The organism is Microcoleus sp. FACHB-672 (genome assembly GCF_014695725.1).
In the GTDB taxonomy this organism is placed as follows: Bacteria; Cyanobacteriota; Cyanobacteriia; order Cyanobacteriales; family Oscillatoriaceae; genus FACHB-68.
This window is the reverse complement of the sequence record NZ_JACJOU010000005.1, coordinates 43,815-65,644: the sequence shown is the minus strand read 5'-3', so window position 1 is coordinate 65,644 and position 21,830 is coordinate 43,815. Positions and strand designations below refer to the sequence as shown.

20 protein-coding genes are annotated in these 21,830 nt (G+C 46.6%); 9 read left to right on the top strand and 11 right to left on the bottom strand.

What is annotated here, in order from left to right:
- Nucleotides 1–94: 94 nt before the first annotated feature.
- The 3 genes from H6F56_RS02650 to H6F56_RS02640 all read left to right on the top strand — a co-directional run bounded on the left by H6F56_RS02650 (nt 95) and on the right by H6F56_RS02640 (nt 4,786).
- Nucleotides 95–1,276: an acyl-CoA dehydrogenase family protein gene (locus H6F56_RS02650; RefSeq protein ID WP_190665315.1), complete on the top strand. Its 1,182-nt coding sequence runs from the start codon at nt 95–97 to the stop codon at nt 1,274–1,276.
- A gap of 3 nt (nt 1,277–1,279) precedes the next feature.
- Nucleotides 1,280–2,992, top strand: coding sequence for a sensor histidine kinase (locus H6F56_RS02645; protein WP_190665314.1), 1,713 nt, complete (start codon nt 1,280–1,282; stop codon nt 2,990–2,992).
- A 555-nt stretch (nt 2,993–3,547) separates the two neighbouring features.
- Nucleotides 3,548–4,786 (top strand): glycoside hydrolase, encoded by a 1,239-nt coding sequence (locus tag H6F56_RS02640; RefSeq protein WP_190665313.1) that lies wholly within the window; start codon nt 3,548–3,550, stop codon nt 4,784–4,786.
- Nucleotides 4,787–5,083: 297 nt separating this feature from the next.
- Here H6F56_RS02640 and H6F56_RS02635 read toward each other — a convergent pair whose 3' ends face one another.
- Nucleotides 5,084–5,353 (bottom strand): hypothetical protein, encoded by a 270-nt coding sequence (locus H6F56_RS02635; protein ID WP_190665312.1) that lies wholly within the window; start codon nt 5,351–5,353, stop codon nt 5,084–5,086.
- 178 nt (nt 5,354–5,531) lie between these two features.
- Complete coding sequence (locus H6F56_RS02630; protein ID WP_190665311.1) at nt 5,532–5,834, bottom strand: Dabb family protein; 303 nt, start codon at nt 5,832–5,834, stop codon at nt 5,532–5,534.
- Nucleotides 5,835–6,166: 332 nt separating this feature from the next.
- On the opposite strand from H6F56_RS02630, the gene H6F56_RS02625 reads away from it, so the two are divergent.
- The gene (locus H6F56_RS02625) at nt 6,167–7,819 is read left to right on the top strand and encodes an alpha/beta hydrolase (protein ID WP_190665310.1); all 1,653 of its coding nucleotides are present in this window, start codon (nt 6,167–6,169) and stop codon (nt 7,817–7,819) included.
- A gap of 249 nt (nt 7,820–8,068) precedes the next feature.
- Here the strand turns inward: H6F56_RS02625 and H6F56_RS02620 are convergent, their stop codons facing one another.
- Nucleotides 8,069–8,419: a KGK domain-containing protein gene (locus H6F56_RS02620; protein WP_190665309.1), complete on the bottom strand. Its 351-nt coding sequence runs from the start codon at nt 8,417–8,419 to the stop codon at nt 8,069–8,071.
- A gap of 680 nt (nt 8,420–9,099) precedes the next feature.
- Here H6F56_RS02620 and H6F56_RS02615 point away from each other — a divergent pair.
- From H6F56_RS02615 to H6F56_RS02605, 3 genes are all read left to right on the top strand, one after another.
- Complete coding sequence (locus tag H6F56_RS02615) at nt 9,100–10,071, top strand: pentapeptide repeat-containing protein (RefSeq protein WP_190665308.1); 972 nt, start codon at nt 9,100–9,102, stop codon at nt 10,069–10,071.
- 692 nt (nt 10,072–10,763) lie between these two features.
- Entirely contained in the window at nt 10,764–11,864 is a 1,101-nt protein-coding gene (locus tag H6F56_RS02610) for a tetratricopeptide repeat protein (RefSeq protein ID WP_190665307.1), read from the top strand.
- Between the two features lie 530 nt (nt 11,865–12,394).
- Nucleotides 12,395–12,889, top strand: a complete 495-nt coding sequence (locus H6F56_RS02605; protein WP_190665306.1) for a GAF domain-containing protein — start codon at nt 12,395–12,397, stop codon at nt 12,887–12,889.
- A 129-nt stretch (nt 12,890–13,018) separates the two neighbouring features.
- On the opposite strand, the gene H6F56_RS02600 is transcribed toward H6F56_RS02605, so the two are convergent.
- From H6F56_RS02600 to H6F56_RS02575, 7 genes are all read right to left on the bottom strand, one after another.
- On the bottom strand, nt 13,019–13,825 hold the full coding sequence (locus tag H6F56_RS02600) for a Uma2 family endonuclease (protein ID WP_190665305.1): 807 nt from the start codon (nt 13,823–13,825) through the stop codon (nt 13,019–13,021).
- An 82-nt stretch (nt 13,826–13,907) separates the two neighbouring features.
- The gene (gene aspS, locus H6F56_RS02595; protein ID WP_190665304.1) at nt 13,908–15,695 is read right to left on the bottom strand and encodes an aspartate--tRNA ligase; all 1,788 of its coding nucleotides are present in this window, start codon (nt 15,693–15,695) and stop codon (nt 13,908–13,910) included.
- A 183-nt stretch (nt 15,696–15,878) separates the two neighbouring features.
- Nucleotides 15,879–16,688: a pentapeptide repeat-containing protein gene (locus H6F56_RS02590; RefSeq protein WP_190665303.1), complete on the bottom strand. Its 810-nt coding sequence runs from the start codon at nt 16,686–16,688 to the stop codon at nt 15,879–15,881.
- Nucleotides 16,689–16,870: 182 nt separating this feature from the next.
- Nucleotides 16,871–17,287: a hypothetical protein gene (locus H6F56_RS02585; RefSeq protein WP_190665302.1), complete on the bottom strand. Its 417-nt coding sequence runs from the start codon at nt 17,285–17,287 to the stop codon at nt 16,871–16,873.
- Between the two features lie 86 nt (nt 17,288–17,373).
- Entirely contained in the window at nt 17,374–17,625 is a 252-nt protein-coding gene (locus tag H6F56_RS26055) for a M48 family metalloprotease (protein ID WP_323797253.1), read from the bottom strand.
- 48 nt (nt 17,626–17,673) lie between these two features.
- Nucleotides 17,674–17,802 (bottom strand): hypothetical protein, encoded by a 129-nt coding sequence (locus H6F56_RS26715; RefSeq protein WP_255513672.1) that lies wholly within the window; start codon nt 17,800–17,802, stop codon nt 17,674–17,676.
- A 497-nt stretch (nt 17,803–18,299) separates the two neighbouring features.
- Complete coding sequence (locus H6F56_RS02575) at nt 18,300–19,211, bottom strand: alpha/beta fold hydrolase (RefSeq protein WP_190665301.1); 912 nt, start codon at nt 19,209–19,211, stop codon at nt 18,300–18,302.
- Nucleotides 19,212–20,072: 861 nt separating this feature from the next.
- Here H6F56_RS02575 and H6F56_RS02570 point away from each other — a divergent pair.
- On the top strand, nt 20,073–20,726 hold the full coding sequence (locus H6F56_RS02570) for a hypothetical protein (RefSeq protein WP_242031842.1): 654 nt from the start codon (nt 20,073–20,075) through the stop codon (nt 20,724–20,726).
- A gap of 120 nt (nt 20,727–20,846) precedes the next feature.
- Here H6F56_RS02570 and H6F56_RS02565 read toward each other — a convergent pair whose 3' ends face one another.
- On the bottom strand, nt 20,847–20,984 hold the full coding sequence (locus H6F56_RS02565) for a hypothetical protein (RefSeq protein WP_190665299.1): 138 nt from the start codon (nt 20,982–20,984) through the stop codon (nt 20,847–20,849).
- Between the two features lie 22 nt (nt 20,985–21,006).
- On the opposite strand from H6F56_RS02565, the gene H6F56_RS02560 reads away from it, so the two are divergent.
- Complete coding sequence (locus H6F56_RS02560) at nt 21,007–21,789, top strand: hypothetical protein (protein ID WP_190665298.1); 783 nt, start codon at nt 21,007–21,009, stop codon at nt 21,787–21,789.
- Nucleotides 21,790–21,830 lie beyond the last annotated feature (41 nt).

Sequence of the window (21,830 nt, the reverse complement as noted above, 5' to 3'; positions counted from 1 at the left end):
CAGAGAAATTACTTAACTGATTGAACTCATTTAAGTGTTATTACAGTCAAAATTTAGAATCTCAAACTACACGGCTTCTGATAGAAGGTAAAAAATGATTGCTATCAGTCAAAAAAAGAATCCTTTCAGTTTTGAAACAATTCTGGAAACCACGCGGGACATCGCACACGAAGTTGTTGCGGTCGAGACTATCAAAGTAGACCGAGATGCCTGTTGGCCAGAGCAAGGAATTCGCGCGATGCAGGCAGCCGGCTTAGGTGGCTTAGTCGTACCAAAAGCAAAGGGAGGACTGGGACAAGGTCTTTTAGCACTAACACAAGTTTGTGAAATACTGGGAGGCGAATGCGCCTCAACCGCACTTTGTTTTGGAATGCACAGTGTCGGCACAGCAGTGCTTGCCGCCAAGGCCACTCCCTACCAACAAGAGCGTTATGTGGAACCGATCTGCGAAGGCAAACACCTCACCACCTTAGCGCTGAGTGAACCGGGAAGCGGGGCGCACTTCTATCTTCCGCAGTGCCAATTAACTGTAGAGTCGCCGGCAATGTTTCGCGCCAGCGGACAGAAGTCTTTCATCACAAATGGCGGATATGCGGACTCATACGTGATTTCCACGACAGCGGCAGATGCTAATGCCGTGGGAGAATTTTCCTGCGCGATGATTTCTAATGGTGCGGAAGGGCTGATCTGGGGGACGCCTTGGGCCGGCTTAGGAATGCGGGGCAACTCTTCGCGCTCAGCAGAATTGCGAAATGTGCCGGTGCCGCGCCAGGATCTTCTTGGTGCAGAAGGCGATCAAATCTGGTACGTATTCAACGTCGTCGCGCCCTACTTCTTAGTCGCAATGGCCGGCACTTATTTAGGCGTCGCCAGCGCAGCACTAGAGGAAGCGCGGATTCACTTGTCCAAACGCTACTATACCCACAGCGGTTCAACCCTCGGTCAGACGGCTGTGATGCAACACCGGCTAGGCACATTATGGAGTGTGGTAGAGCGAACTCGCCGGCTGATTTATTATGCTGCCACTGAAGCTGACTCAGGCGGCCCGAATACGCTGCCAGCGCTATGCTCAGCGAAAGCTGAAGTGGCTGATTGTGCGGTCAATGTTGTGAACGAAGTGATGACAATAACGGGCGGAATTAATTACCGGGACGGTTCTAGGTTAGAGCGTCTGCTGCGTGATGCGCGTGCCGCTCACGTAATGTCCCCAACAACTGATATCCTGCGAACATGGGCTGGTCGGGCACTGCTCGGTCTACCGTTGCTGGGAGATTAAGGAATGGCAGGTAAAATCGTCATGGTGCAGGTAGATCCCGCTACCTTGACGGTACTTCATAAAAGCCTCAGCTTATTACCTGAGGAATTGGTTGAGTTTGAGCAAGATCCTGAACCGTTGCTACAAAGCTTGGAGGCGGGAGAAATTAACCTTGATGTGGTGGTACTCGGTTCACTGGTGAGTGAGCCGGTACAAATTGCCCAGCGCGTTCAATCTGTGGATAAAGAGTTGGCGGTTTTGATTCTCAGCGATCCAGCTTTCCACCAGCAGATGCAGCAAGCATTGCAATTTTCACCCTTCCTGGGCAATCAAGTCAGCTGCCGGTCAACTGCTGAAGGCGAGGCTTTGGTGATCGCTTTACAAGAAGCCATTACTCGAACGAAGCAGCGCCGCAGCTATCGCTCTATGCTAATGGCAGCCCAAGCCAGCCTATCTAACGCTTCTGCGCCGCCGCCACAGCCGGCGCAGTATATGGAGCGACTCCTAGATCGCGCTCCTATCGGGGTTGTAGCCGTCGATGAGGCGGCAACAATCTTGACTTGGAACCGATATGCTGAGGAATTCCTAGGGATGAGCGAACGCGAGGCACTCGGGACTTTTTTTGGCCAATTTTTTCTTGAATCGCAACGCCAAAGTTTAATAGACTTTATCAACCGCTGTTCTACCTCTGAAACGCGCTTTTCCCCTGAAATTTTTCAAATCGATGCCGATGATAGCAGCTTCCGATTTTTGGAAGTGACCGTTGCACCCATTACCGGACGCAGCGGCGAGGGAGGTTCGCTGCTGATTTTTCAGGATATCACCGACCGCAAGCGTTCAGAGGATGCTGTGCGAGAATCGGAAGCGCAATTGAGAGAAAAAGCGACCGAGTTGCAACAAGCGCTGCATGAACTCCAAAAAACTCAAGCGCAACTGATTCAAACTGAAAAAATGTCGAGCCTCGGTCAAATGGTTGCTGGGATCGCTCATGAAATTAATAACCCTGCTGGCTTTATTTACGGCAATATTACATACGCTCAAGAGTATCTGCAAGACTTGATAAATTTAGTAGTGCTTTATCAGCAGGAATATCCGAATACAACCCCAGAAATTCAAACTAAAATATCAGAAATCGAGTTAGAGTTTCTTGTTGAAGACTTGCCTAAGCTACTGAACTCTTTAAAAATGGGAGCTGAGCGAATTCGAGATTTGGTTTTATCCCTGCGGAACTTCTCGCGACTCGATGAAGCCGAGGTGAAACAAGTTAATTTGCATGAAGGCATCGATAGTACACTTTTGATTTTAAGTAACCGAATTACACCGGAAGGAATTACTGTTATTAAAAATTACGGGGATTTACCGCTGATTGAGTGTTCGCCGGCTCAGCTAAACCAAGTTTTTATGAATATCATTGGCAATGCTATTGATTCGCTACAAGAGCAAAAACAGCAACCTTATAAAGAAATTGCAATTCTGACAGAAACAATTTCTTCTTCTCAAATACAAGTGCAAATTCGAGATAATGGCTCTGGAATTCCCCCGGAAATTATAGATAAAATTTTTGATCCATTTTTTACCACAAAGCCAGTGGGTCAAGGGACAGGATTAGGGATGGCGATTTGCTTTAAAATTATTGAAAAACACGAAGGAAAAATTAAGGTCTATTCTCAAGAAGGTGAGAAAACAGAGGTGACGATATCCTTGCCGGTGAAACAGTCAGTTCCCTGGCAGATTTAAAGATAATTTTAATGTTAATGAAGATTTTTAGCCGGCAACCCTATCATGACTTGTCCAAACTGGCAATTTGAGGTCAGTGTTTAGATTTTATATTTTAGATTGTAAATTTTAGAGAACAAGCCGATTTTGTTCTTGAATATTCATATAATATAGCGGTTCTAACTCGTGTTTCTCCCCTATGTAGTGGCGCAAATTAGTAAGGGATCTGTGCTTAGTACCCCAAAAGATGGATTGCGCTAAATTGAGAAGTGCTATACGTGTGGAAAATTATCTGAGATTGTCATGGGGCACGATATGAATCAGCCGGCTAAGATTAATAAAGTGAAAAGAAATTTAGCCCCGTAACATAGTTTCTGATCTCTCCTTAACCCTCTCTCTAAACCGACCTTACAAGGAAGGTAATAAAAATAAATTGTTCTTCAGGATATAGAATCAGCCTATTTTTTTGATTTTGAAGGATGATTTCCTATCTGTGATAGTTCGGAGAGAGGGTTAAACAGGAAAAGTTGAGCTGACATTTAATGTTTACTAATTCCTAACTACAAGGACACTCTAATGAACCCAAATCCCCTAGCCGTATTTGTCCCTTGGTTGCATATGCATCAGCCCCCAATTTGGGTTGGCGATCACCTCACCGGCAACCTGGAAAAAATGCTCAATGGCGAGCCAAATTCTGAGGAACACTGGAACGCCCAATGGTTTGCCCAAGCCTACAAAAATCCCGCCCGATATGTAGAATTATTGACCCAGGAAGGGCATTCGCCGCGCATCATGGTGGATTATTCCGGCGTATTGCTGGAAGAGTTGGCACGACTGAGCAGCGGCATCTTCAATCATCTTCATGTCGATGGTGAAGTGATGGGCGATGTAATTGGCTTGTGGCGTCGCGTTTTAAGCAACCATCCAGACGCCGTGGAATTTGCCGGCACAGCTTACAGTCATTGCTATTTTCCCGCTACCCCAGAACGCGATCATGAAGGGCAAATCATGGAATGGCGGCGCGTATTTGCAGATCTTTTTGGTCAAGAAGCGCTATCCCGAGTGCGCGGATTTTGGCCCCCGGAAATGGGAATGACCGGCAATCCTGCCGAAGCGTTGCGGTTTATTCGCCTGTTGAAAAAATGTGGCTATGAGTGGATTATTTTACCGAATTCAGCACTAGAACATCCTGAAGGGTGGAGTGTGCCGGCTTTAGAAAACCGCGTGCATTGGTTGGTCGTAGAATCAGGCGGAGAAAGCGAACGTATCCTTTGTGTGGTGCGCGATACAGACATGGGCATCCGGCAGCAAAGTGGTCACAATGTCGATGGTTGTATTAATGACATCCGCTATCGGGGGAAGGTGTTGCAAGATGGGGAGGTGCCGCCGTTAATCGTACCAACTTCTGATGGCGAAAATGGAAATGTGATGATGTTTGAGTATTTCCGCAACACATTTGCACCGATGTTTCGTAACTCAACATCTTGGCAAGATATCGAGTTTATGACAGTCAGCCGGTATATGGATCAATACTTGCGAAATGGCCCTTCTACTGAGGTTAAACTAAAGCCTGCGGGCGGATCTTGGATTGGCGGACATCAAAGTTGGAATGAAGGTGATCGCCGGCAACGGGTACTGATGGCTGTCGAACAGTTGAGTCAAGATTATGATTTAGCAGTGCAAGAAAAACGGATGGATACCCATCAGTTACCACTGCTATTGTGTGAAACCAGTTGTTATGTCTACTGGAATTCTGAGTTTTGGTTCGATCAAGCAGATCGGTGTGTCGCTTGGGCGCGTAATCTCATCACTTGAGAAATACGGCATCATTCATTCTTCAAATTACTAGAAAAATGATGCCGATGTCTGACCTTTTTTCTGAGGCAATTACGTTCCTCAAAATTTGGCCATTTCTTCACTAAACAAAAAAAGGGGAATTGCAATTGAACTAAGGTGCAAGACATTGCGACCCTACTATTTTAAAATTTCCTAGTTATAAATAGGGTCGGTAATATTCAAAAAAATATCAGCATTGATCCTGATAACTTGATTATTTTTTCACTAGATTAGAGGAGATGAGGATTTCAAAAAGAGTGATCAGCTAGCCAATGCTCACCTTATTTGTGACAACTCATTCATCTGGTTGCCTAAACCTTGAAAAATATTTTTATCGTTCTTATGCGAATTAAGCAAACATTTCTCTCTGACTTGACAGGAAGCTCGCTCGACATGGCCGGCCATCACAGCATACTGCAAATCTGCCAGAGCGTCTATCTCATCCAAGCTGCACCCTGAATGAAAAAGTTGCTGGAGTTGTTCTTCAATTTCAGCACTTAGATAACCCGTTCTTAAAACCTTTAAGACAATTTTGCGAATCATCATTACCTGTAAAATCTTTTAAAATTGGCTGACCCAGAGGAATAAGTATGACTTTTATATCCAAATTGTGGGGTGATGTAAATTTCCCATATCTTGTGATTCCTTGGTTTCAAGCTAGGTGACAAAGATCACCCCAATAGCCGACTATTCAGAATGCAGGATGCATGATATACGAAACCGACTAAGCTTCAAAATCAAAGGCGATCACGCCGTCTAAACAAAGGAGGAGTGCCGCTTTGACTCGTTCGTGTTCCGGATGGGGTAGATAAGCGTCACGCGCACCGGCACTCTCGAACGTCATTACAAACCCGTGGGTGTAGTCTTGGTTCAGCCCTTCAGAACTCGAATATGAGCCACCGGCATAATAAGTGATGCCTGGAATCAATTGTTGGAGTTCACTGAGTTGCTTGAAGAGTTCTGCAATCTTTTCTGGCAGGACTTCGGGTTTAAACTTGAGTAAAACCAGGTGTTGAATCTGAGGCATTGCTGACGCTCCTTTAAACTTCTGCGGTTATCATACCGACATCCGTGCAGTTGTAAAGGGGCTGCCGGTGCAAAAAGTAAGCGTTTTCTTAAATAGGGATTTTGAATAAACTGTTTTTAAACATCTAGCTCCAATGACTTGAAATTCTCTCTTTAGGGCAATTTTTTAGAAAAGCTCCAACCTTTTTACAACCGGAAACCAGCTGTGCTGCCAACACCATAAATGCAGAAATTTATATTTTTTCAGTTAATATCTTGGAAGAACTGCTGATTAACCGATACCATACCTAAGAATCCGCTATAGTCTCCAAGCGGAAATTATGAGGAACGTTGATGCTACCAAACTTGAAATGGGCTAAAGGAGCTGCCGGCCTTGTCTGGGCACTTGCCATTACTAATCTGACAGGGTTAACAAAATCCGCACAAGCGGCAGAAACCGTTGTCGTTCATAAAGGCCCATTTACAGCATCATTTGATGTTGCCGATCTTAAAACAATTGCTGAAACAGGAAAAGTACCGCCGGCTTTGCAAAGTTATGCCAGTACCCTATCGTCTGAAAAGCGGGGCAAAATTGTAGCAGCGCTGAAAACAAAAGTGCCCCTCAATGTTGTAGCGATTAGCAACTTGCTGAATACTCGGATCGGTAGTACCATCTTGGCCGATCTGGCCACGATTACGCCACGAAAGGATGCAGCCGGTGTGCAAGCGCTTCGAGCCGCACTGGTACTGGGTGCAAAAGATCCAGCCGGTCTTTCGATCATTAGCTTTATCGAATCTTACCCGAGTCAGCGCCTCAATATTGACTTGGATCGGGCGTTTGAAGTGATGGGAAGCTTGAACACCCCTTTTTGGCAAACTCAGCGGTTTATGGCCGCGATTGCTCCTCAATTAACGCCTCGCGAAATTCAGCTAAATTTACCGTTTGACCCCTCCCAACCGGGAACCGCTTCTGTACAGGTACTTAGCTTAAACCTCAATGATTCGCAGCGTCAACGCAATATTCCCGTTGATCTATACTCATCAGCCGGTGCAACTGCTGAAAAACCTGTGGTTGTCTTTACTCACGGTTTGGGATCTGACCGCACAGAGTTGCGCTATTTGGCAGATCATTTAGCATCACATGGTTACGTGGTTGCTGTTGTCGAACATATCGGCAGTAACACCACGCAAGTGAATACAGCACTCGCCGGCGGTCCTCTTCTGCAACCCGATGAGTTTTTAAATCGCCCCAAAGATATTAGTTTTACTTTAGATGAACTAGAAAAATTAAACCTATCAGCCGGCTCTCTCAAAGGCAAACTCGCAACTGATAATGTCATGGTGATTGGGTATTCTATGGGGGGTGGAACCGCTTTGTCTATTGCTGGAGGCGAGTTACAAATAGCCAGTGTAAAACAGCGATGTCAGGGCGATTTGGTCAGCTTGAGTCCGGGAGTCGGACTACAGTGTATTGCCGGCGGACTTCCGGAAAACACCTATCAACTGTACGATCCACGCATTAAACGAGCAATGGCGATGAATCCAATTAGCTCAATAATTTTTGGCGAAACGGGCTTGAGCAAAGTGCAAGTTCCCACCCTGATTGTCACCGGCTCTGCAGATAAGACAACTCCTGCTTTAAGCGAACAGATACTCGGTTTTTCCAAACTTCTCGCTCCCAAATGGCTGGTCGGTTTTGTTGGGGGAACTCATTTAAGTATTAAAGATCCTGCTGCAACAATCGATCAGACAACAAAACCGAATACTGTTCTCACCGGCGGTGAATTGATTGGCGATCAAGCCGCTAGTGTTCGCAACTATATCAAAGCTATATCATTAGCAATGGCTGCTCAACTGACGGCTGATGCTGACGACTATGCTATCTTTCTAACCTCAGATTACGCTCAGTACGCTTCCACACAAGCGATACCCATTCGCCTTGTGACTGAACTGCCGGCGGAGGCAGAAGCTTTGGTGAAAGCGGTTCTCCAAAAGGAATCCCGTTAAAACGTGCCGGTATACTAACTTGATCAAAGTCATGAAAACATATCTCTGACACCAACCCTTAACCCATCTATGTATGCCGGCAGGCACGCTGCGCTATCCTCTGTCCTTAAAAATTCTTGACTCAAACTCCACTTATTCATCACAAAATAAAATTGGGATCAGAGAGTGCCGGCGTAGAAAGCGCATTACGAAGTAATAATCTATTTGCCCAAATGCTGAAGTTAATCTAAAACTCCCTCTTTGCCCCTCTTATTTCTTATCTCCGTTCAAAATCTGCCGCATATCGTAAGAAGGCACTTCTAGCCGACCATTTTCTGGCTCGTTACTAGAAACTTCTAGAAGAACTCTCACCCGAACTTTTCCTGCTTGCCAGCTTTTACCCGGTCTCAAGATTTGACAGGGTAAACCCTCTTCCAGCAAAGTTTTTCTGTCTTCTTCAGATAAGCCATTTAGAAATCTTTTCCTAATCTCTGCCATCAGTTCGCCGGCTGTAAACATCGGGTGGGCGATCAGATAACGATTGGTCATAGAATTAATATCTACTGATAAAACAGCATTCTCCTCACACCCTACCAACTCAAAACCATTTTCTTCATTCATATCTAATCCCTATATTTGTTGCCTTAAGCTATAAAGTATTTCTTCTGATTTCTCTATTGATGGGCGACCAGTCCCTCTAATAGAGCTTAAAAAAGCGGAATGTCAAGAAAAAAGTTGCAGTTTTTCCAGAACTCAACAGTATAACTTCGGAAATACTTAACTTTTTGACTGATTCCCTGGCTCAGGACTCAATCGGTCAATCGCCGACAAAGCTGATTAATCTCTTCAGCCAAGTCTGCCCCGATCCGTCGCAAATTTTGGATTCGCCGCTGCAATTTGCCCCAAACTTGCAAATGGAATCGGCAGCATTGCTAAGATTTTGATAAATTTTCTTGAACAATTGAGGGCTTGAGCTTCCTTACACACTCTCTAATCACGTCCGTGTAAGTTCTGCCGGTCATTTCACAATATGTTTCCAAAATTTCTGATTCTTCTTTGCTAAAGCCTACGGATAACCGTCTTGTTGTCCATTTTTTGTTAGCCATGATGTTAAATAGGTTCTAATATGGGTTTAAATAGAGTTTAACATTAATGGTAAGATTACTAGGCCGGCTGGAAACTTGCAGAGGCGCTCAATACGTCTCTACAAAGGTTGACTGCCACAACCAAACGCTTACCCATCCCTTAGATGAGATCAAGGTACCTTGCCGCAACTTGGGAAAAACACGCTTAAACCTAAAATGCTCAGTCCTGTAGTGCGCTCCCTGTCTGGGTCTACACGTAGCAATGCCCCTACTAGACGTTGGTTCAAGGCTTGGCTGTCAAAGCCAAGGTTTTTGACACCGGCCTTAATGGGAATCGCCACCCTATTAGCGTCTGTATGGTTAGCCGCAGCGGTGCACGCCACAAGTTACCCAGGCGTTAACCAATTGCTCAACACCAACACTTGTCAATCTTGCGATCTCAGAGGAGCCAACCTGCGAGGAAGCTACTTAGTGGGAGCAAACCTAGCCGGTGTTGACTTGCGTGGAGCGGATCTCACAGGTTCCGATCTGCGACAGGCTGACTTGGTCGGTGCGGATCTCAGAAGCGCCAACCTCACCGGCACTAACTTGAATGGTGCCAGCTTGGTGAATACTGATATGCGTGGAGCAGACCTCAATGGAGCAGACCTCACCGGCTCTGATCTCACCCGTGCTAACCTCACCGGAGCCAACCTGCTACTCGCTCAACTATCGGCTTCTGACTTAGCGGGAGTGGATCTCAGTAATACTGATTTAAGAAATATTTATCTAGAAAATACCAACCTCCGAGGCGCGAACCTAGCAAGTGCCTACATGGTGAGTGCCGAGTTAGTGGGAGCCAACCTCCGAGAAGCAGACCTGAGTAGCGCCAACCTCAGTAGCGCTAACCTCAGAAATGCTTCCCTTCGAGAAGCCAACCTTAGAGGAACAAACTTAAGCCGCACCAGCCTTCGAGGCGCTGATCTGACTCGCGCTAGCCTTCAAGGGGCGGATTTATCCCAGTCTGACTTAGAGGGTGCCTCTTTAGAGGAAGCTGATCTCAAGGGAACGAATCTGGTTCAAGCCAACCTAGCAGGGGCTAAACTGGTTCGTGCAAACTTGGAAGGCGCTAACATTAAGGACGCCATACTGACAAATACCGAGCTGTGCAGTGCAACCTTGCCCGATCGCAAAAAACACCGATGCTAAGCGTGGGGCATGGGCTATTGGATTAGGGATCAAGGATGAGGGAAAGAAGGAAAGAGAAAGCGAAAATATAAGTGTTTGAACCACGGACTTCGGGACTGCCGGCAGGCCAAGTAGAAAGCCGGCTCTTGTAAGGATAGGGGGAAAGCCGGCACAGACAGACAGCTTTTTTCCCTATCCAGTCGGAAAGTTAGATGCTGATTCACTTAACCGCGTCTTCTTGGAAATGGGGTGATTAAATTGTTAGTGGGTAGCGATGGGCGTGACTCTTTTAATATTGATTTCTCCGTTCATTGCAGCGACCCGCTATCCTTTGCTCAATTAACTGTGCTTCGGGACTTCTGGTGCCAGTTATTCGTGGCTATTTTCTCGCCGGCGTTCCTGGAAACCCACTCTCTCAGTTTGTTCTTTTTGTCAGTCTACCTGCATCGCCTGAGATTACGACTAAAATGTGTAACCGGCCTCTTGTTTAACTATTTGCCAGCACCCTCAAAGGCGATTGCTGTTTGATATTTAACAAAGTTTTGCTCTCACTGGGAAAAATAATTTTGTCGTCTAAATTTTTCCGTAACGGGTCTGATCGTCCCTGATTCTGCTCTCTTGCACCCGCTGCCAAGAATTTACAGCTAAAGATAATTTTAGAAAAACGGACAGATTGTTACAATTTGGGATGATTAAACCCACACAATACAGTCATGAAGCGCACCCTTCAATGCATCTGCATCACGACCGCTGCTGTCAGTTTATGGGTTCAAGTGCCGGTTTTCGCTGTCAGCGCTCGGCTAGCCCAATCGCCCCAGCCGACACCGACATCAGGTGAGCAACCCGCCCAATCGCCCCAGCCGACACCAACATCAGGTGGACAGCCCGCCCAGTCCCCGCAGCCGACACCAGCATCAGGTGAGCAACCCGTTCAATCACCCCAGCCGGCACCGACATCAGGTGAGCAACCCGTTCAATCACCCCAGCCGGCACCAGCATCAGGTGAGCAACCCGTTCAATCGCCGCAGCCGGCACCGGCATCAGGTGAGCAACCCGTTCAATCACCCCAGCCGGCACCGACATCAGGTGAGCAACCCGCCCCCACTGAATCTGGAGATATTAATTACTGGCTAAACCGAGGGCAGTTCCTGCTAAGCAAAAAACAGTATGAAGAAGCGCTCACCGCTTACGATCGAGCAATCAGCCTTAGACCGGACTCAGCCGCTGCTTTAACCGGCAAAGGAGTTGTACTTGGAGAATTAGGCCGGTATGACGATGCGCTTGCGGTTTTGCAGCAGGCAATTGACCTCAAATCTGCTTACTCTCTCAGTTGGTTTGAACGGGCAATGGTGCTCAAGCAGCTTGATCGCAACGAAGAAGCCAATCAGGCGTTTGATAAGGCAATTGAACTTAATCGGGATTGGGGCAACGAAAGCCTTGAGTCTGCTTGGAGTTACAAAGGTTCAGTATTGTGGAAGTTGGCTCGTAAAGAAGAAGCGATTGCGGCATTTGACAAAGCGACCACCGTTAATCCTGAATTTGCCCTGGCTTGGTATAACCGGGCTACCGCGCTTTTGCAGTTGGGACAGTATGAAAACGCGATTAACGCTTATGAGCGAGCGCTGCAAAGCAAGGGTCAATGGGGAAGCGATACCGGCCCTGCGAGTGCTTGGTACAATCGCGGGTTAGCCCTAGAGCAGTTGGGCCGATATGAAGATGCCCTTGCTTCTTATGACCGAGCATTAAGAATTACTCCTAATCACCTTAAGGCTCGGCAACAAATGGCTAACTTACGACGCCGATTGGAAAATTAAACATTCACAATTCAAATTTTAAACTTCTCAATTCCCTTGTTTGCGACTTTTCCAGGGTGCGTTCGTACAGCAGCAAACACAACATAGCAGGTGTAGAGACGTTGCAAACAACGTCTCTACACCTGCTGTTAGCAATTGTATAGCTTGCTTTCCTCTGAAGCTGCCGGTCTGAGCGATCTTGTTTTCACCGGCTCAATAGGAGCTTGGCCGGAAAATGCGCGAAATCCAAGGACAGGCACTCGCAAGCATTTGTGAAGGAGCCGGCTTTCATGAAAAATCTTAAAGTTATAAAAACTCACTTTTAATTTATGATTAAATTGCAATTACCAATGTTTTCCATTGAAATCAATAAAAAATTGATTGATGCTATAAAATAAAATTTATAAAATTAATCAAATAAAATTTCCTTAAAAGATTATCTTTGTTGTAAAATAAAAACATGAAAAATGAGTGCCTTACAATAAACGAACTCAACTATTAAAAAATACAGTTCCAAGCACCAATCTAAAAGAATTCTTAAACTAGACAGTATGGCCGATCCCAGTTTACGAAAAATAACCGACCGTCTTTCTAAAACACTGACTCAGGATAAGACAGTTCAAGAAACCACAAATGACTTGAGAGAAATTTTAGATGTTGATCGGGTGATTTTATATTACTTTTACCTCCAGTGGAGAGGACAAGTTACCTTCGAGTCTTTGAGTTCTCCGCAATTATCTGTGTTTGGAATGACGGGAGCGGATGATTGTTTTAATGGCGAATATGCGGCTTTATATGAAGCGGGACGAGTGCGAGCCATTCCAGATATTGAATTAGAGCCAATCCACCCTTGCCATAGAGACTTTCTCCGCAGTATCCAGGTTCGAGCAAATTTAGCCGTGCCGGTGCTCAATTTCAAAGGACTCTGGGGTTTGTTGATTGCCCATCACTGCCGCGATACTCGTGTTTGGTTGCCGGCAGATATTGAAGTGATGAAAAAAGCAGCAGAAAATTTGGCACACGCTTCTTCAATTCGGGATAGTTAACGTCCAGTTTGTTAATTTGCGAATCTAATAGCACCCCAAAGATTTAGAGCAAGCATGGCGCAAATTAAACAGTTATCAGATGCTTAAACTTGATGCTCAATTGCGCCGGCTCTCCCTCTTTTCTCATGCCTACGCTTGAGGCTCAACCCCCAACGCCCTCAACTGCTCAGCTAACCGCTCAGCACGTTGCTGCTCAGTATCAGCACGCTGCCGTTCAGTTTCAGCCTGTTGTTGAGCCAACTCCTTCTCCTGTCGCTCAACTTCCGCTCGTTCTTCTCCTGTTAGTAATAAATTACCTTGTGCATCCCACCAGCGCAGCCACGGCAGCGTTGCATTTTGATATTGTCCTTGCCAAATTCCTAACTCCACACCCAACGGGGGAATTGCATAATGCCCGCGCTCATTAGGAGATATTAACTCATAGTGACCGGCAACAAGTTGATACACTTGAACCTGTGCTTTTTTTACTTCATAAATGGCGTAAAAAGGAACACGAATTGCCTGTTCGTAAACCCAAAACTTACCCGTAACAGGCGTTGTATCTCGTTCTTCTTCGCCATTTCCAGAAACAAATTCCAGCACAATTAAAGGCGCGACATATTCTTGCCAAATCACATAAGAACGCCGCATTTCACCATTCAACACCGGCGGCACATTCGGCACATAAAACCAATCCGGTGCCTCAGCGCCTCTTTCCGGTGGATCAGTGATTCGCCAGTAAATTCCGCTATCTTGCCCGATACAATATTGACCGTCTGGATGTAACTGCTGCAACACCGGCATGATCGAATCTGTCAGCAGAATACTTTGGGGATGCTCCTGAAGATTTTTCACAAAAGTACCGTCAGAGTCGGGAAGTTGAGTGTGATCTGGCAAACTCGTAGGCAGCTCAGGTGTAAAATTCACCGGCTCCACAGATGAGGTGATTTGACTCATAGCAACTTCCTGCTAATAAAAAATGAGTAATCAGTAATAGAAAATTACCAATTACCCATTACTCTAACAATTTTACGAACCCTCAAGCCTTTGGCTTATAAGTCGAAGCGACGTGCAACTCTTTCAACTGCTTTGCATCCACTCCAGACGGTGCATTTGTCAGCAAACAACGCGCTTGCTGCGTCTTGGGAAATGCAATGACATCCCGAATTGACTCTTCGCCGGCAAGCAACATCACCAGCCGGTCTAAACCGTAAGCGATGCCTCCATGCGGCGGCGTTCCATACTCAAACGCCTCCAGCAAAAAGCCAAACTTACTGTAAGCTTCCTCCGGCGATAAACCAATCGCTTCAAACACTCTTTCTTGAACTTCCCGTTGATAAATCCGCCGCGAACCGCCGCCGATTTCATACCCGTTGAAGATCAAATCATAGGCTTGCGCTCGTGCTGTTTTGAGATCGTCAATATCATCTGGATGCGGTGCGGTAAAGGGGTGATGTAATGCCTCTAAACGCTTTTCGTCAGCATTCCACTCAAACATCGGGAAATCTGTTACCCAAAGCAGATTAATTTTATCTGGAGGGATCAGTCCCAACTCACGAGCGATTGCTAAACGCAGGCGATCTAAGGTTTTATTGACAATATCAGCCGGCCCTGCACCAAATAGCAGTAAATGCCCGGGTTTCGCACCCGTGCGCTTAAGCAATTCTTGCTTTTGTTCCTCGCTCAAATTATCTTTAATTGCGCCAATTGTATCGATTTCGCCATCATCTCGCACCCGGATATAGGCTAAACCTTTCGCGCCGGCACTGCAAGCTTCATTAAACAAATCTCCGCCCGGTTTAATCCGCACATTAGAAATCGCCGCATTTCCCTCTGGAATAGGCAAAATTTTCACAATCCCGCCCGATGCGATCGCCCCGGAAAACACCTTAAATCCGGAGTCTTTCATCAAATCTGAAACATCTACTAATTCCAGATCGAAGCGTGTATCCGGCTTATCACTGCCATAACGATCCATCGCTTCTGCGTAAGTGAGGCGCGGGAAAGGACGAGGCAATTCAATCCCTTTAACAGTTTTAAAAATATGCGTCGTTAGTTCCTCATTGAGCTGAAGAATCTCTTCTTGAGACATGAAGCTCATTTCCATGTCTAGCTGAGTGAATTCTGGCTGCCGGTCTGCCCGTAAATCTTCATCCCGAAAGCACCGGGCGATTTGATAGTAGCGGTCAAACCCGGACACCATCAGCAATTGCTTGAATAGCTGCGGCGACTGGGGCAAAGCAAACCACTCGCCGCCATTGACGCGACTCGGCACCAGATAATCCCGTGCTCCTTCTGGGGTTGAGCGAGTGAGCACCGGCGTCTCAACTTCAATAAATCCTTGCCGGTCTTCCAAATAACGACGGATCGCTTTAACCACTTCGTGGCGCAGCTTGAGATTTTCCGTCATGCGTTCGCGGCGCAGATCCAAATAGCGATATTTCAGCCGCAAGTCTTCTCGCACCGACTCGTTATCAGCGCTGGAAACTTGAAAAGGCAACTGCTTGCGAACCGTATTGAGCAGTTCAATTTTATCGGCGTAGATTTCCACCTCGCCGGTTGCCAGTTTGGGATTGAGAGAATCTTCGGGGCGTGGCGTCACCCGACCCGTGAATTGGACAACGTATTCACTCCGCAGCGCCTCTGCTTGCGCGTAGGAGTCTGGAGTCCGCACGGGATCGCTAACAATTTGCACAATGCCGGTGCGATCGCGCAAATCCAAGAAAATCACGCCACCATGATCGCGGCGACGATCCACCCATCCACAGAGGGTGACTGTTTCTCCAATGTGTTCTTTTCGGAGCTGGCCGCAATAGTGGGTACGCATAGGTGTGGATTCAGAATTCGAGCTTCAAGATGGGTAGTTTAAGCGGTTGGAGAAGCTGCAACAAGCCGCAGTTCCCCACAATAACCAAGGTTAGGTTTTCCATTATCTAGCATTAGGGGTAATTCTGTCAGACAAAATCAGCCTAGTGTGGTGAAATGCCGGCCTTAACTCCACCCATGCTACTTATGGTTGTGCTGTCTCCTCTGGCAAGATCGCACCGGCTAACGTCGCCTCCGTCAAATCCGCCCCCTCTAAATTCGCGCCGGTGAGATTAGCACTGCTCAGATCGGCACCCCTCAAATTCGCGCCGGTTAAATTCGCCTCAATCAAGTTGGCATAGCGCAATTGAGTGCCACTCAGGTTGGCTTTCTCCAAATTTGCCCGTCGGAGATTCGCATTTTCCAGAAAGGCATTCTCTAAACTGGCACCCGTCAAGTCAGCACCGCTCAAGTTAGCATCTACCAGATTAGCCCCCTTCAGATCTGCTTCCGTCAGATTCGCCTGAATCATATCTGAATGGCTTAACGCCGCATTATTCAGATCAGCCGCATTCAGTTGAGCGCTGATGAGATTGGTGTAACCTAACTGAGCACCACTGAGATTTGCACTATTGAGATTGGCTGATCGAAGGCTGGCATCCTCTAGATTCGCTTGTTTAAGATTCGCACCACTGAGATTCGCCTGAATCAGATTAGCATTGAGCAGCAGCGCCCCTTCTAAATTTGCCTGCTGAAGATTCGCACTGAAAAAATCAACACTTTTGAGCTGGGTTCCTTCTAAATTAGCACCGTTTAGCTGGGCGTTTCCCAGATCCGCACGACTTAAATTTGCTCCTTTGAGTTGAGCACCGACTAGATTGGCTTCTCTTAAATCACATCCCTGACATTCCTTGGTTTGCAGCAGCCGGTTGAGGGAATTAGTCTGGCCACTTCCTTGACAAGCTGAGCAGATTGCCGCTAAAAGCAGGACGCTTGCGGGGATTATTCGTTTCATTGCTGCTACCGATATCGCTTTATAAATCCGATTGGATCTGGGCTGAGATTAGAGGATTAGGGAACGTAAACCGCTCTGTTTAGAGAAAAACTTACATCCCAATAAAAATAGGGGCACGATGCACCGCACCCCTATATTCTCTCGAAGCCATTGATTAATGACTTGGCTTTGCAAATATTTGCTTATACGTTTGAGTTATCGTCAGAGCGAGGCGCAGTCAGCGCTTCCCAAGCTGCTTTAGCGGCATCAGAGAGACGATCCCCAAAAACTGAAATTTCTTTGAGAATAGACTCCCAGTTTTTCTGGGCATCCATTTGGATCAGTTTCATGGTGTATTCAATTCGGTCTTTGTCAAACAATTGATTTTGTTCAACGGCTGTGCGGGCTTCGTGAATTGCGGTGAGATAGGCGTCACTGGTAAGTTTACTGGCTCCTTGAATCTCTGCTTGCGCCCGCTTTTTAATGGCTTCAATCAATGCCATTGTTTCATTTTTTACCTTGTCGGTTTCGTTTGGCATCTCTCGATTAACCATGTCTCTTGTCTCTGTACTAATTTCGACAAGTGAGCTTTCTGGGGGAATGTTTGATTCGGTAGTCATGATAGTTTCTCCTAAAAAGGTGTTAGCCGTTAGTAATCAGGTTTCAGGTGTTAATGACTGATTAGCATTAAGCACAGAATCAATTACTAGCTTGAGAATTTTGGCTGTTGTTGCTCTAGCTTTAATAAATGCTCAATCCGCGCTTCAGTTGAAGGGTGGGTAGAAAATAAATCGCCCAAAAACTGCCCTGAAAACGCATTCATAATCAGCAACGGGTCAAAGGCGGGGTTGCCGGTTAGTTTAGCAGAACCGGCATCGGCTGCAAATTCCCGCGTGCGAGAAATCGCCAACTGAACCACGATAGCGGCAACCGGCGCTAGCATCACTGTCAGCATCACCCCTAAAGAATTTGGGCCATCTCCATCGTCCCGCGAACCGCCGGCAAATCATACGCTATAACTTGCAATTTGTGCCAGGAAAGAGATCACAGCCGGTTCTCCTTTAACGGCATTTGCGAACAAGTGCAATTGGCTCACTCTCGCCACCCACTTGCCGTTTGTTGTGGTTGCTTCCATTCTACCGACCGGCTTCTAGAGCCTAGGGAAGAAAACCCCAACTCATGGGTACGGATTCTACTTTGCAAGGCTATCAGCTAGTAAAGACTCAGGACTCGAAACTCAAAACTCAGTAAGAGGTTCAGGGTTCAGTCAAGAAACCTTGATGAATGAGCAAAATTGGCTTGTCTGACCCAGAATCAGGCAACACTCATTGACTACTGTGACCAAGTGTTCCACTACTGTGAATTTATTTTTTTGGAGAAACAACAAAAGTCTAAAGCCAAACCAAATAAGCAAAACCCAAAAATTTTATCTATTTATTTTGCTGAAACTTTTATTTTTCCCCATTAAATATGCAAAGTAAATTCCTGATAGTTTTGAACTGCTTCTGGGAGAAGAACGTCGATTTACTACCAACCTTCTATCTTCTGGCTTAGCCTAATCTTGTGCCTGAACCAGGTTACATCTTTCGTTGGAGTTTTGCCTCGCACGATTTAAACAGCGCGTCAACCGGCTCAATGATCAGAGGATAGCAATTTTAAAAATTGTCGAATCAAGCCAGTCGTCACGGCTGGAAGTTCAAGCTGAGGCGTTAACCCCACCTCATCCAGTTGTTGAAAGTAGCGAATTGCCTGGGGATTAAGGTTGGCGAGGCGCTTGCCAATTTCTGGGCCGGTAAATTGTGATTTTTGCCCCCAAATAATCGCGGTTGGAGTGGTTAGCTGAGTCACGTAAAGCGACAGATCGAAACATAGATCGCCGCGCACAAATGAAAGTGCGGCGTATTCTGCATTGGGTTGGGTTGCTGATTCGAGGTAAGCGTCCACAATTTCCTGATACACGCGTTCTGGACGGGCAAACTGCCGATTTTCCAAGAAGTTGCGAATACCGCCGCTAGTGGCAACACCGGCACTGTAGAGAAGTTTATCTAATATCGGTGTGCTGACGATCTGAGCAAAAATGCTACGGCTGTAATTTTCCCCAAAGTCTGACAAGCCGGCAGGGGTTGTTAAAATCAAACTCTTAAATAAATCGGGGCGCTTGATGGCGGCGCGGATGGTAAAGGCGGCGGTGAGGGAAGAGGCAACCACCGGCACGGGTTCGGAACAGGTTTTTTCGATGAATTCAATAATCGTGGTGATATAATCCTCAACCTGGTAATTCCGTTCAGGATGCTCGGATTGTCCCCAACCAATTAAATCGGGGGCTAAAATTCGGTAATCTGCGGCAAAGGCTGGATAGACTTTCGACCACTCGTAGGAAGATGATCCGCCACCGAAGCCGTGGAGGAAGACTAAGGTTGGTAAGTTGTTTGAGTCGGAAGTTGATGCCGGTGTCAGCCAGGGTTCTCCCGTTGCGGTGTGATACACCATTCTGCCGAGGGATGTAAGGGTGGAGAGCCGGTCGAAGCCTGGGGGTAAATACATGAATGAACCTCTTATAAGTCAGTGAGCTGCCGGTTAGGAATGGGTGCGTGTCGAGTGATTGTCACCAAAATTGTCTGCATCGCGCCCTTGTGTCCAGTTGTCCACTGTTCTTAGCAATTAACCGCAAACGCAGAACAAGGAACGATTCAGACAATTGGACAATTTTACTGTTGACTTTCTGCTTTAATTCTGCATAAGCACCCTAGCTTTAATGCGAAGGAATTGTAAAGCTAAAGTTTATTTTATAAATATTTAGTAAAGACCTGCCGACTTTACTCTGTGCGGCAGTATGCAATCCCCCACAGTAGGTGATTTCGGCTGTTTCATAGCTCGTGATGGGGCTGCTCGGAAAAGCCGGTCACTGTTGTCGAAATCAGAGATAATAAATGAGGGGTAAGACCCCTCAGTAGTGTTCTTAAAACCTATTTTGCTATGAAAACGCCTTGAAAGATTCCCCCAATTCTCTTAAAAGAAGAGGGTCGGAAGATATATGTGAAAAGGATTCTAGAAGATACGGGTAATCCATAGCTCTTTATTCACAACGGGAATCTTTTCAAGGCTGTCGGTGGTAGAGTCCGGCAGTTCAGCGACAAGGTGTCACCTAAGGCACAGTTCGCTCATACGAAGCAACGCTCACAGAAACTCTAAAATCTCTTAGGGGTTTGGGTTAAAAAAAGCGCTTTGTTTTAGCACAATAGGCTCACATTAAGCCACGCTCAAAGGAACTCTAATAAGTTTTAAAAGAGCTGAGGTTCAAAAAAATGGTTGAAGTCCTCCAGCGTGGACTCAAGAGCCGGTCATCAAAAAGAACCCGTAATTTGACATTTTAGATTTCGTTTCCGGAACTGACAGCAAAAATCCTTGAAGTTATCTAAGTCGGGGATCAGCTATACAGCCGCCCAAAAACAGTGTAAGGAGGATGTAATGGTAGAGAAATATCGGCTTCAATCGAACAGTATCAAAGAGCTTGAAACTCCTAAAAAAGAAGCAATTGATTGGATCGATCTCCCTACAATTGTGGTGTCTCATGGTCTAGCTAAGGCGGCGTTAGGCAACGGCGTAAAAATTGATGAGCCGGCCTGCATTCGCTTGGATCTGGAAGATTTGAAATGTTTTGAAGCAGTAGATTCTCAATTTGAACGGTGGGGCGTGACCTTTACCAATACAATGGCCATTCATCCCTCAAACCCAGCGTTTCCGCCTTACTATGGCAACACGGTCTTAATTGGAGCACCTAAAAGTGGCTCTTTGGAAGCCACCTTCTCAACTCCTGTTTCCTATGTCAGCGCCTTTGTCACCAGTTCCAGGCGGGCTGTTTTAGCGGCTTACGATCAGGAGGGAGTGGCTATCGCTCATGCAGAAATTTCCGGAGCGAATTTAGCCGGCTCTGAGGGCTTAATTGCTCCCAACACCCCATTATGTGTGAGGGTGCCTAATATTCACCGAGTGACGTTCTTTACTTTTGATGGCCACTTGACGGTAGATGGCTTTAGCTATCATCTTCAAAACGGATAACCGAGCCGATGCGTTAAGCAAACCGGCATTGTCACAAAATCTGCGGGTGCAGCCGGCATGATTAAGCTGCAACGCCAAGTTGCCAGAGGCAGGGTGAGGGGGAGAGGAATCCTCAAATCTTCACCACAAGGCGCTGTGAGCCGGCAAACCCTCTGTGCCGGTGACATCTCCAAACTTCTCAATATCAAATAAAGCCGCAAAAAATTTACCATTTGCGTTGTTCAGCAGGTATCGTAATATAGCTAGATACGATGTCATGGCAGTCAACAGGTAAACTAACGTGGCACAAGCTTCAACTCAAAAGCAGCAAATCATCAACCTGATTCAAGGTTTGTCGCGTCCAAAGTACAAACTTAAAGGTTTTAAGCAGCTTTCCCTGCGGCAATTGACCAAGTCGGGAGGGACGCTTGCAGTTTTGGCGGTGATCGCTGCCCTGCTGATCTGGAACTGGAAGCTTTTGCTAGCCACCGGCACAGGTGTGTTGGTGATGCTGGGAGTGTACCTGATGCAGCAGTTCGACTGGAAAAAAATTCCCCGCTCAGACTTACGCAAATTTTTTACCAGCGCAACCGGACAGTTAACCCTAGCAGTGGGTAGTGGTGGGTTAGCAACGCTTAGCAGCTACCTGGCTATTTCTATCTGCATGGATTCTGAGAGTTCTTGGATAGCCGCCGGCGCAATTGTGCAAGGCTTGGGGACGATGGCTGTGTTAGTGCTGTTGGTTTGGCAGACTGTAGGACGGCAAACGAGCGGAGATGAATCTAAGGTTAATCAGCTCGTTACAAATTTGATTGATGCAGATCCGCTCAGTCGGCTCATTGCAGTACGGCAACTGACTCATTTGGTAAGCCGCGATCCCTTCTATCAAACTCACCGGCAAACTACGCTTGACTATTTCCGTCTGATGCTGAATCGCGAACAAGAGCCGGTGGTTCGAGAGGCGGTTCTTGAAGGATTGCAGGCGTTGGACTATCCCAAACCGTTGAATATAGGTGCTCAACCCCTGTCTATTCCTGCCGGCAAAAAACGAACGGCTGTGAAAGCGCCTCAGCGTATTTCTTAATCGCTTAGTTAGGGGATTAGCCGGCTTTGGTTAATCCCACA

Bases quoted from the DNA above. Each gene is read 5' to 3' on its own strand.
- H6F56_RS02640 (WP_190665313.1), top strand. From the start codon at position 3,548: ATGAACCCAAATCCCCTAGCCGTATTTGTCCCTTGGTTGCATATGCAT.
- H6F56_RS02645 (WP_190665314.1), top strand. From the start codon at position 1,280: ATGGCAGGTAAAATCGTCATGGTGCAGGTAGATCCCGCTACCTTGACG.
- H6F56_RS02565 (WP_190665299.1), bottom strand. From the start codon at position 20,984: ATGACATCGTATCTAGCTATATTACGATACCTGCTGAACAACGCAAAT.
- H6F56_RS02650 (WP_190665315.1), top strand. From the start codon at position 95: ATGATTGCTATCAGTCAAAAAAAGAATCCTTTCAGTTTTGAAACAATT.
- H6F56_RS02630 (WP_190665311.1), bottom strand. From the start codon at position 5,834: ATGCCTCAGATTCAACACCTGGTTTTACTCAAGTTTAAACCCGAAGTC.
- H6F56_RS02625 (WP_190665310.1), top strand. From the start codon at position 6,167: ATGCTACCAAACTTGAAATGGGCTAAAGGAGCTGCCGGCCTTGTCTGG.
- H6F56_RS02605 (WP_190665306.1), top strand. From the start codon at position 12,395: ATGGCCGATCCCAGTTTACGAAAAATAACCGACCGTCTTTCTAAAACA.
- H6F56_RS26715 (WP_255513672.1), bottom strand. From the start codon at position 17,802: ATGGAAGCAACCACAACAAACGGCAAGTGGGTGGCGAGAGTGAGCCAA.
- H6F56_RS02610 (WP_190665307.1), top strand. From the start codon at position 10,764: ATGAAGCGCACCCTTCAATGCATCTGCATCACGACCGCTGCTGTCAGT.
- H6F56_RS02615 (WP_190665308.1), top strand. From the start codon at position 9,100: ATGCTCAGTCCTGTAGTGCGCTCCCTGTCTGGGTCTACACGTAGCAAT.
- H6F56_RS02620 (WP_190665309.1), bottom strand. From the start codon at position 8,419: ATGAATGAAGAAAATGGTTTTGAGTTGGTAGGGTGTGAGGAGAATGCT.
- H6F56_RS02585 (WP_190665302.1), bottom strand. From the start codon at position 17,287: ATGACTACCGAATCAAACATTCCCCCAGAAAGCTCACTTGTCGAAATT.
- H6F56_RS02575 (WP_190665301.1), bottom strand. From the start codon at position 19,211: ATGTATTTACCCCCAGGCTTCGACCGGCTCTCCACCCTTACATCCCTC.
- H6F56_RS02590 (WP_190665303.1), bottom strand. From the start codon at position 16,688: ATGAAACGAATAATCCCCGCAAGCGTCCTGCTTTTAGCGGCAATCTGC.
- aspS (WP_190665304.1), bottom strand. From the start codon at position 15,695: ATGCGTACCCACTATTGCGGCCAGCTCCGAAAAGAACACATTGGAGAA.
- H6F56_RS02600 (WP_190665305.1), bottom strand. From the start codon at position 13,825: ATGAGTCAAATCACCTCATCTGTGGAGCCGGTGAATTTTACACCTGAG.
- H6F56_RS02635 (WP_190665312.1), bottom strand. From the start codon at position 5,353: ATGATGATTCGCAAAATTGTCTTAAAGGTTTTAAGAACGGGTTATCTA.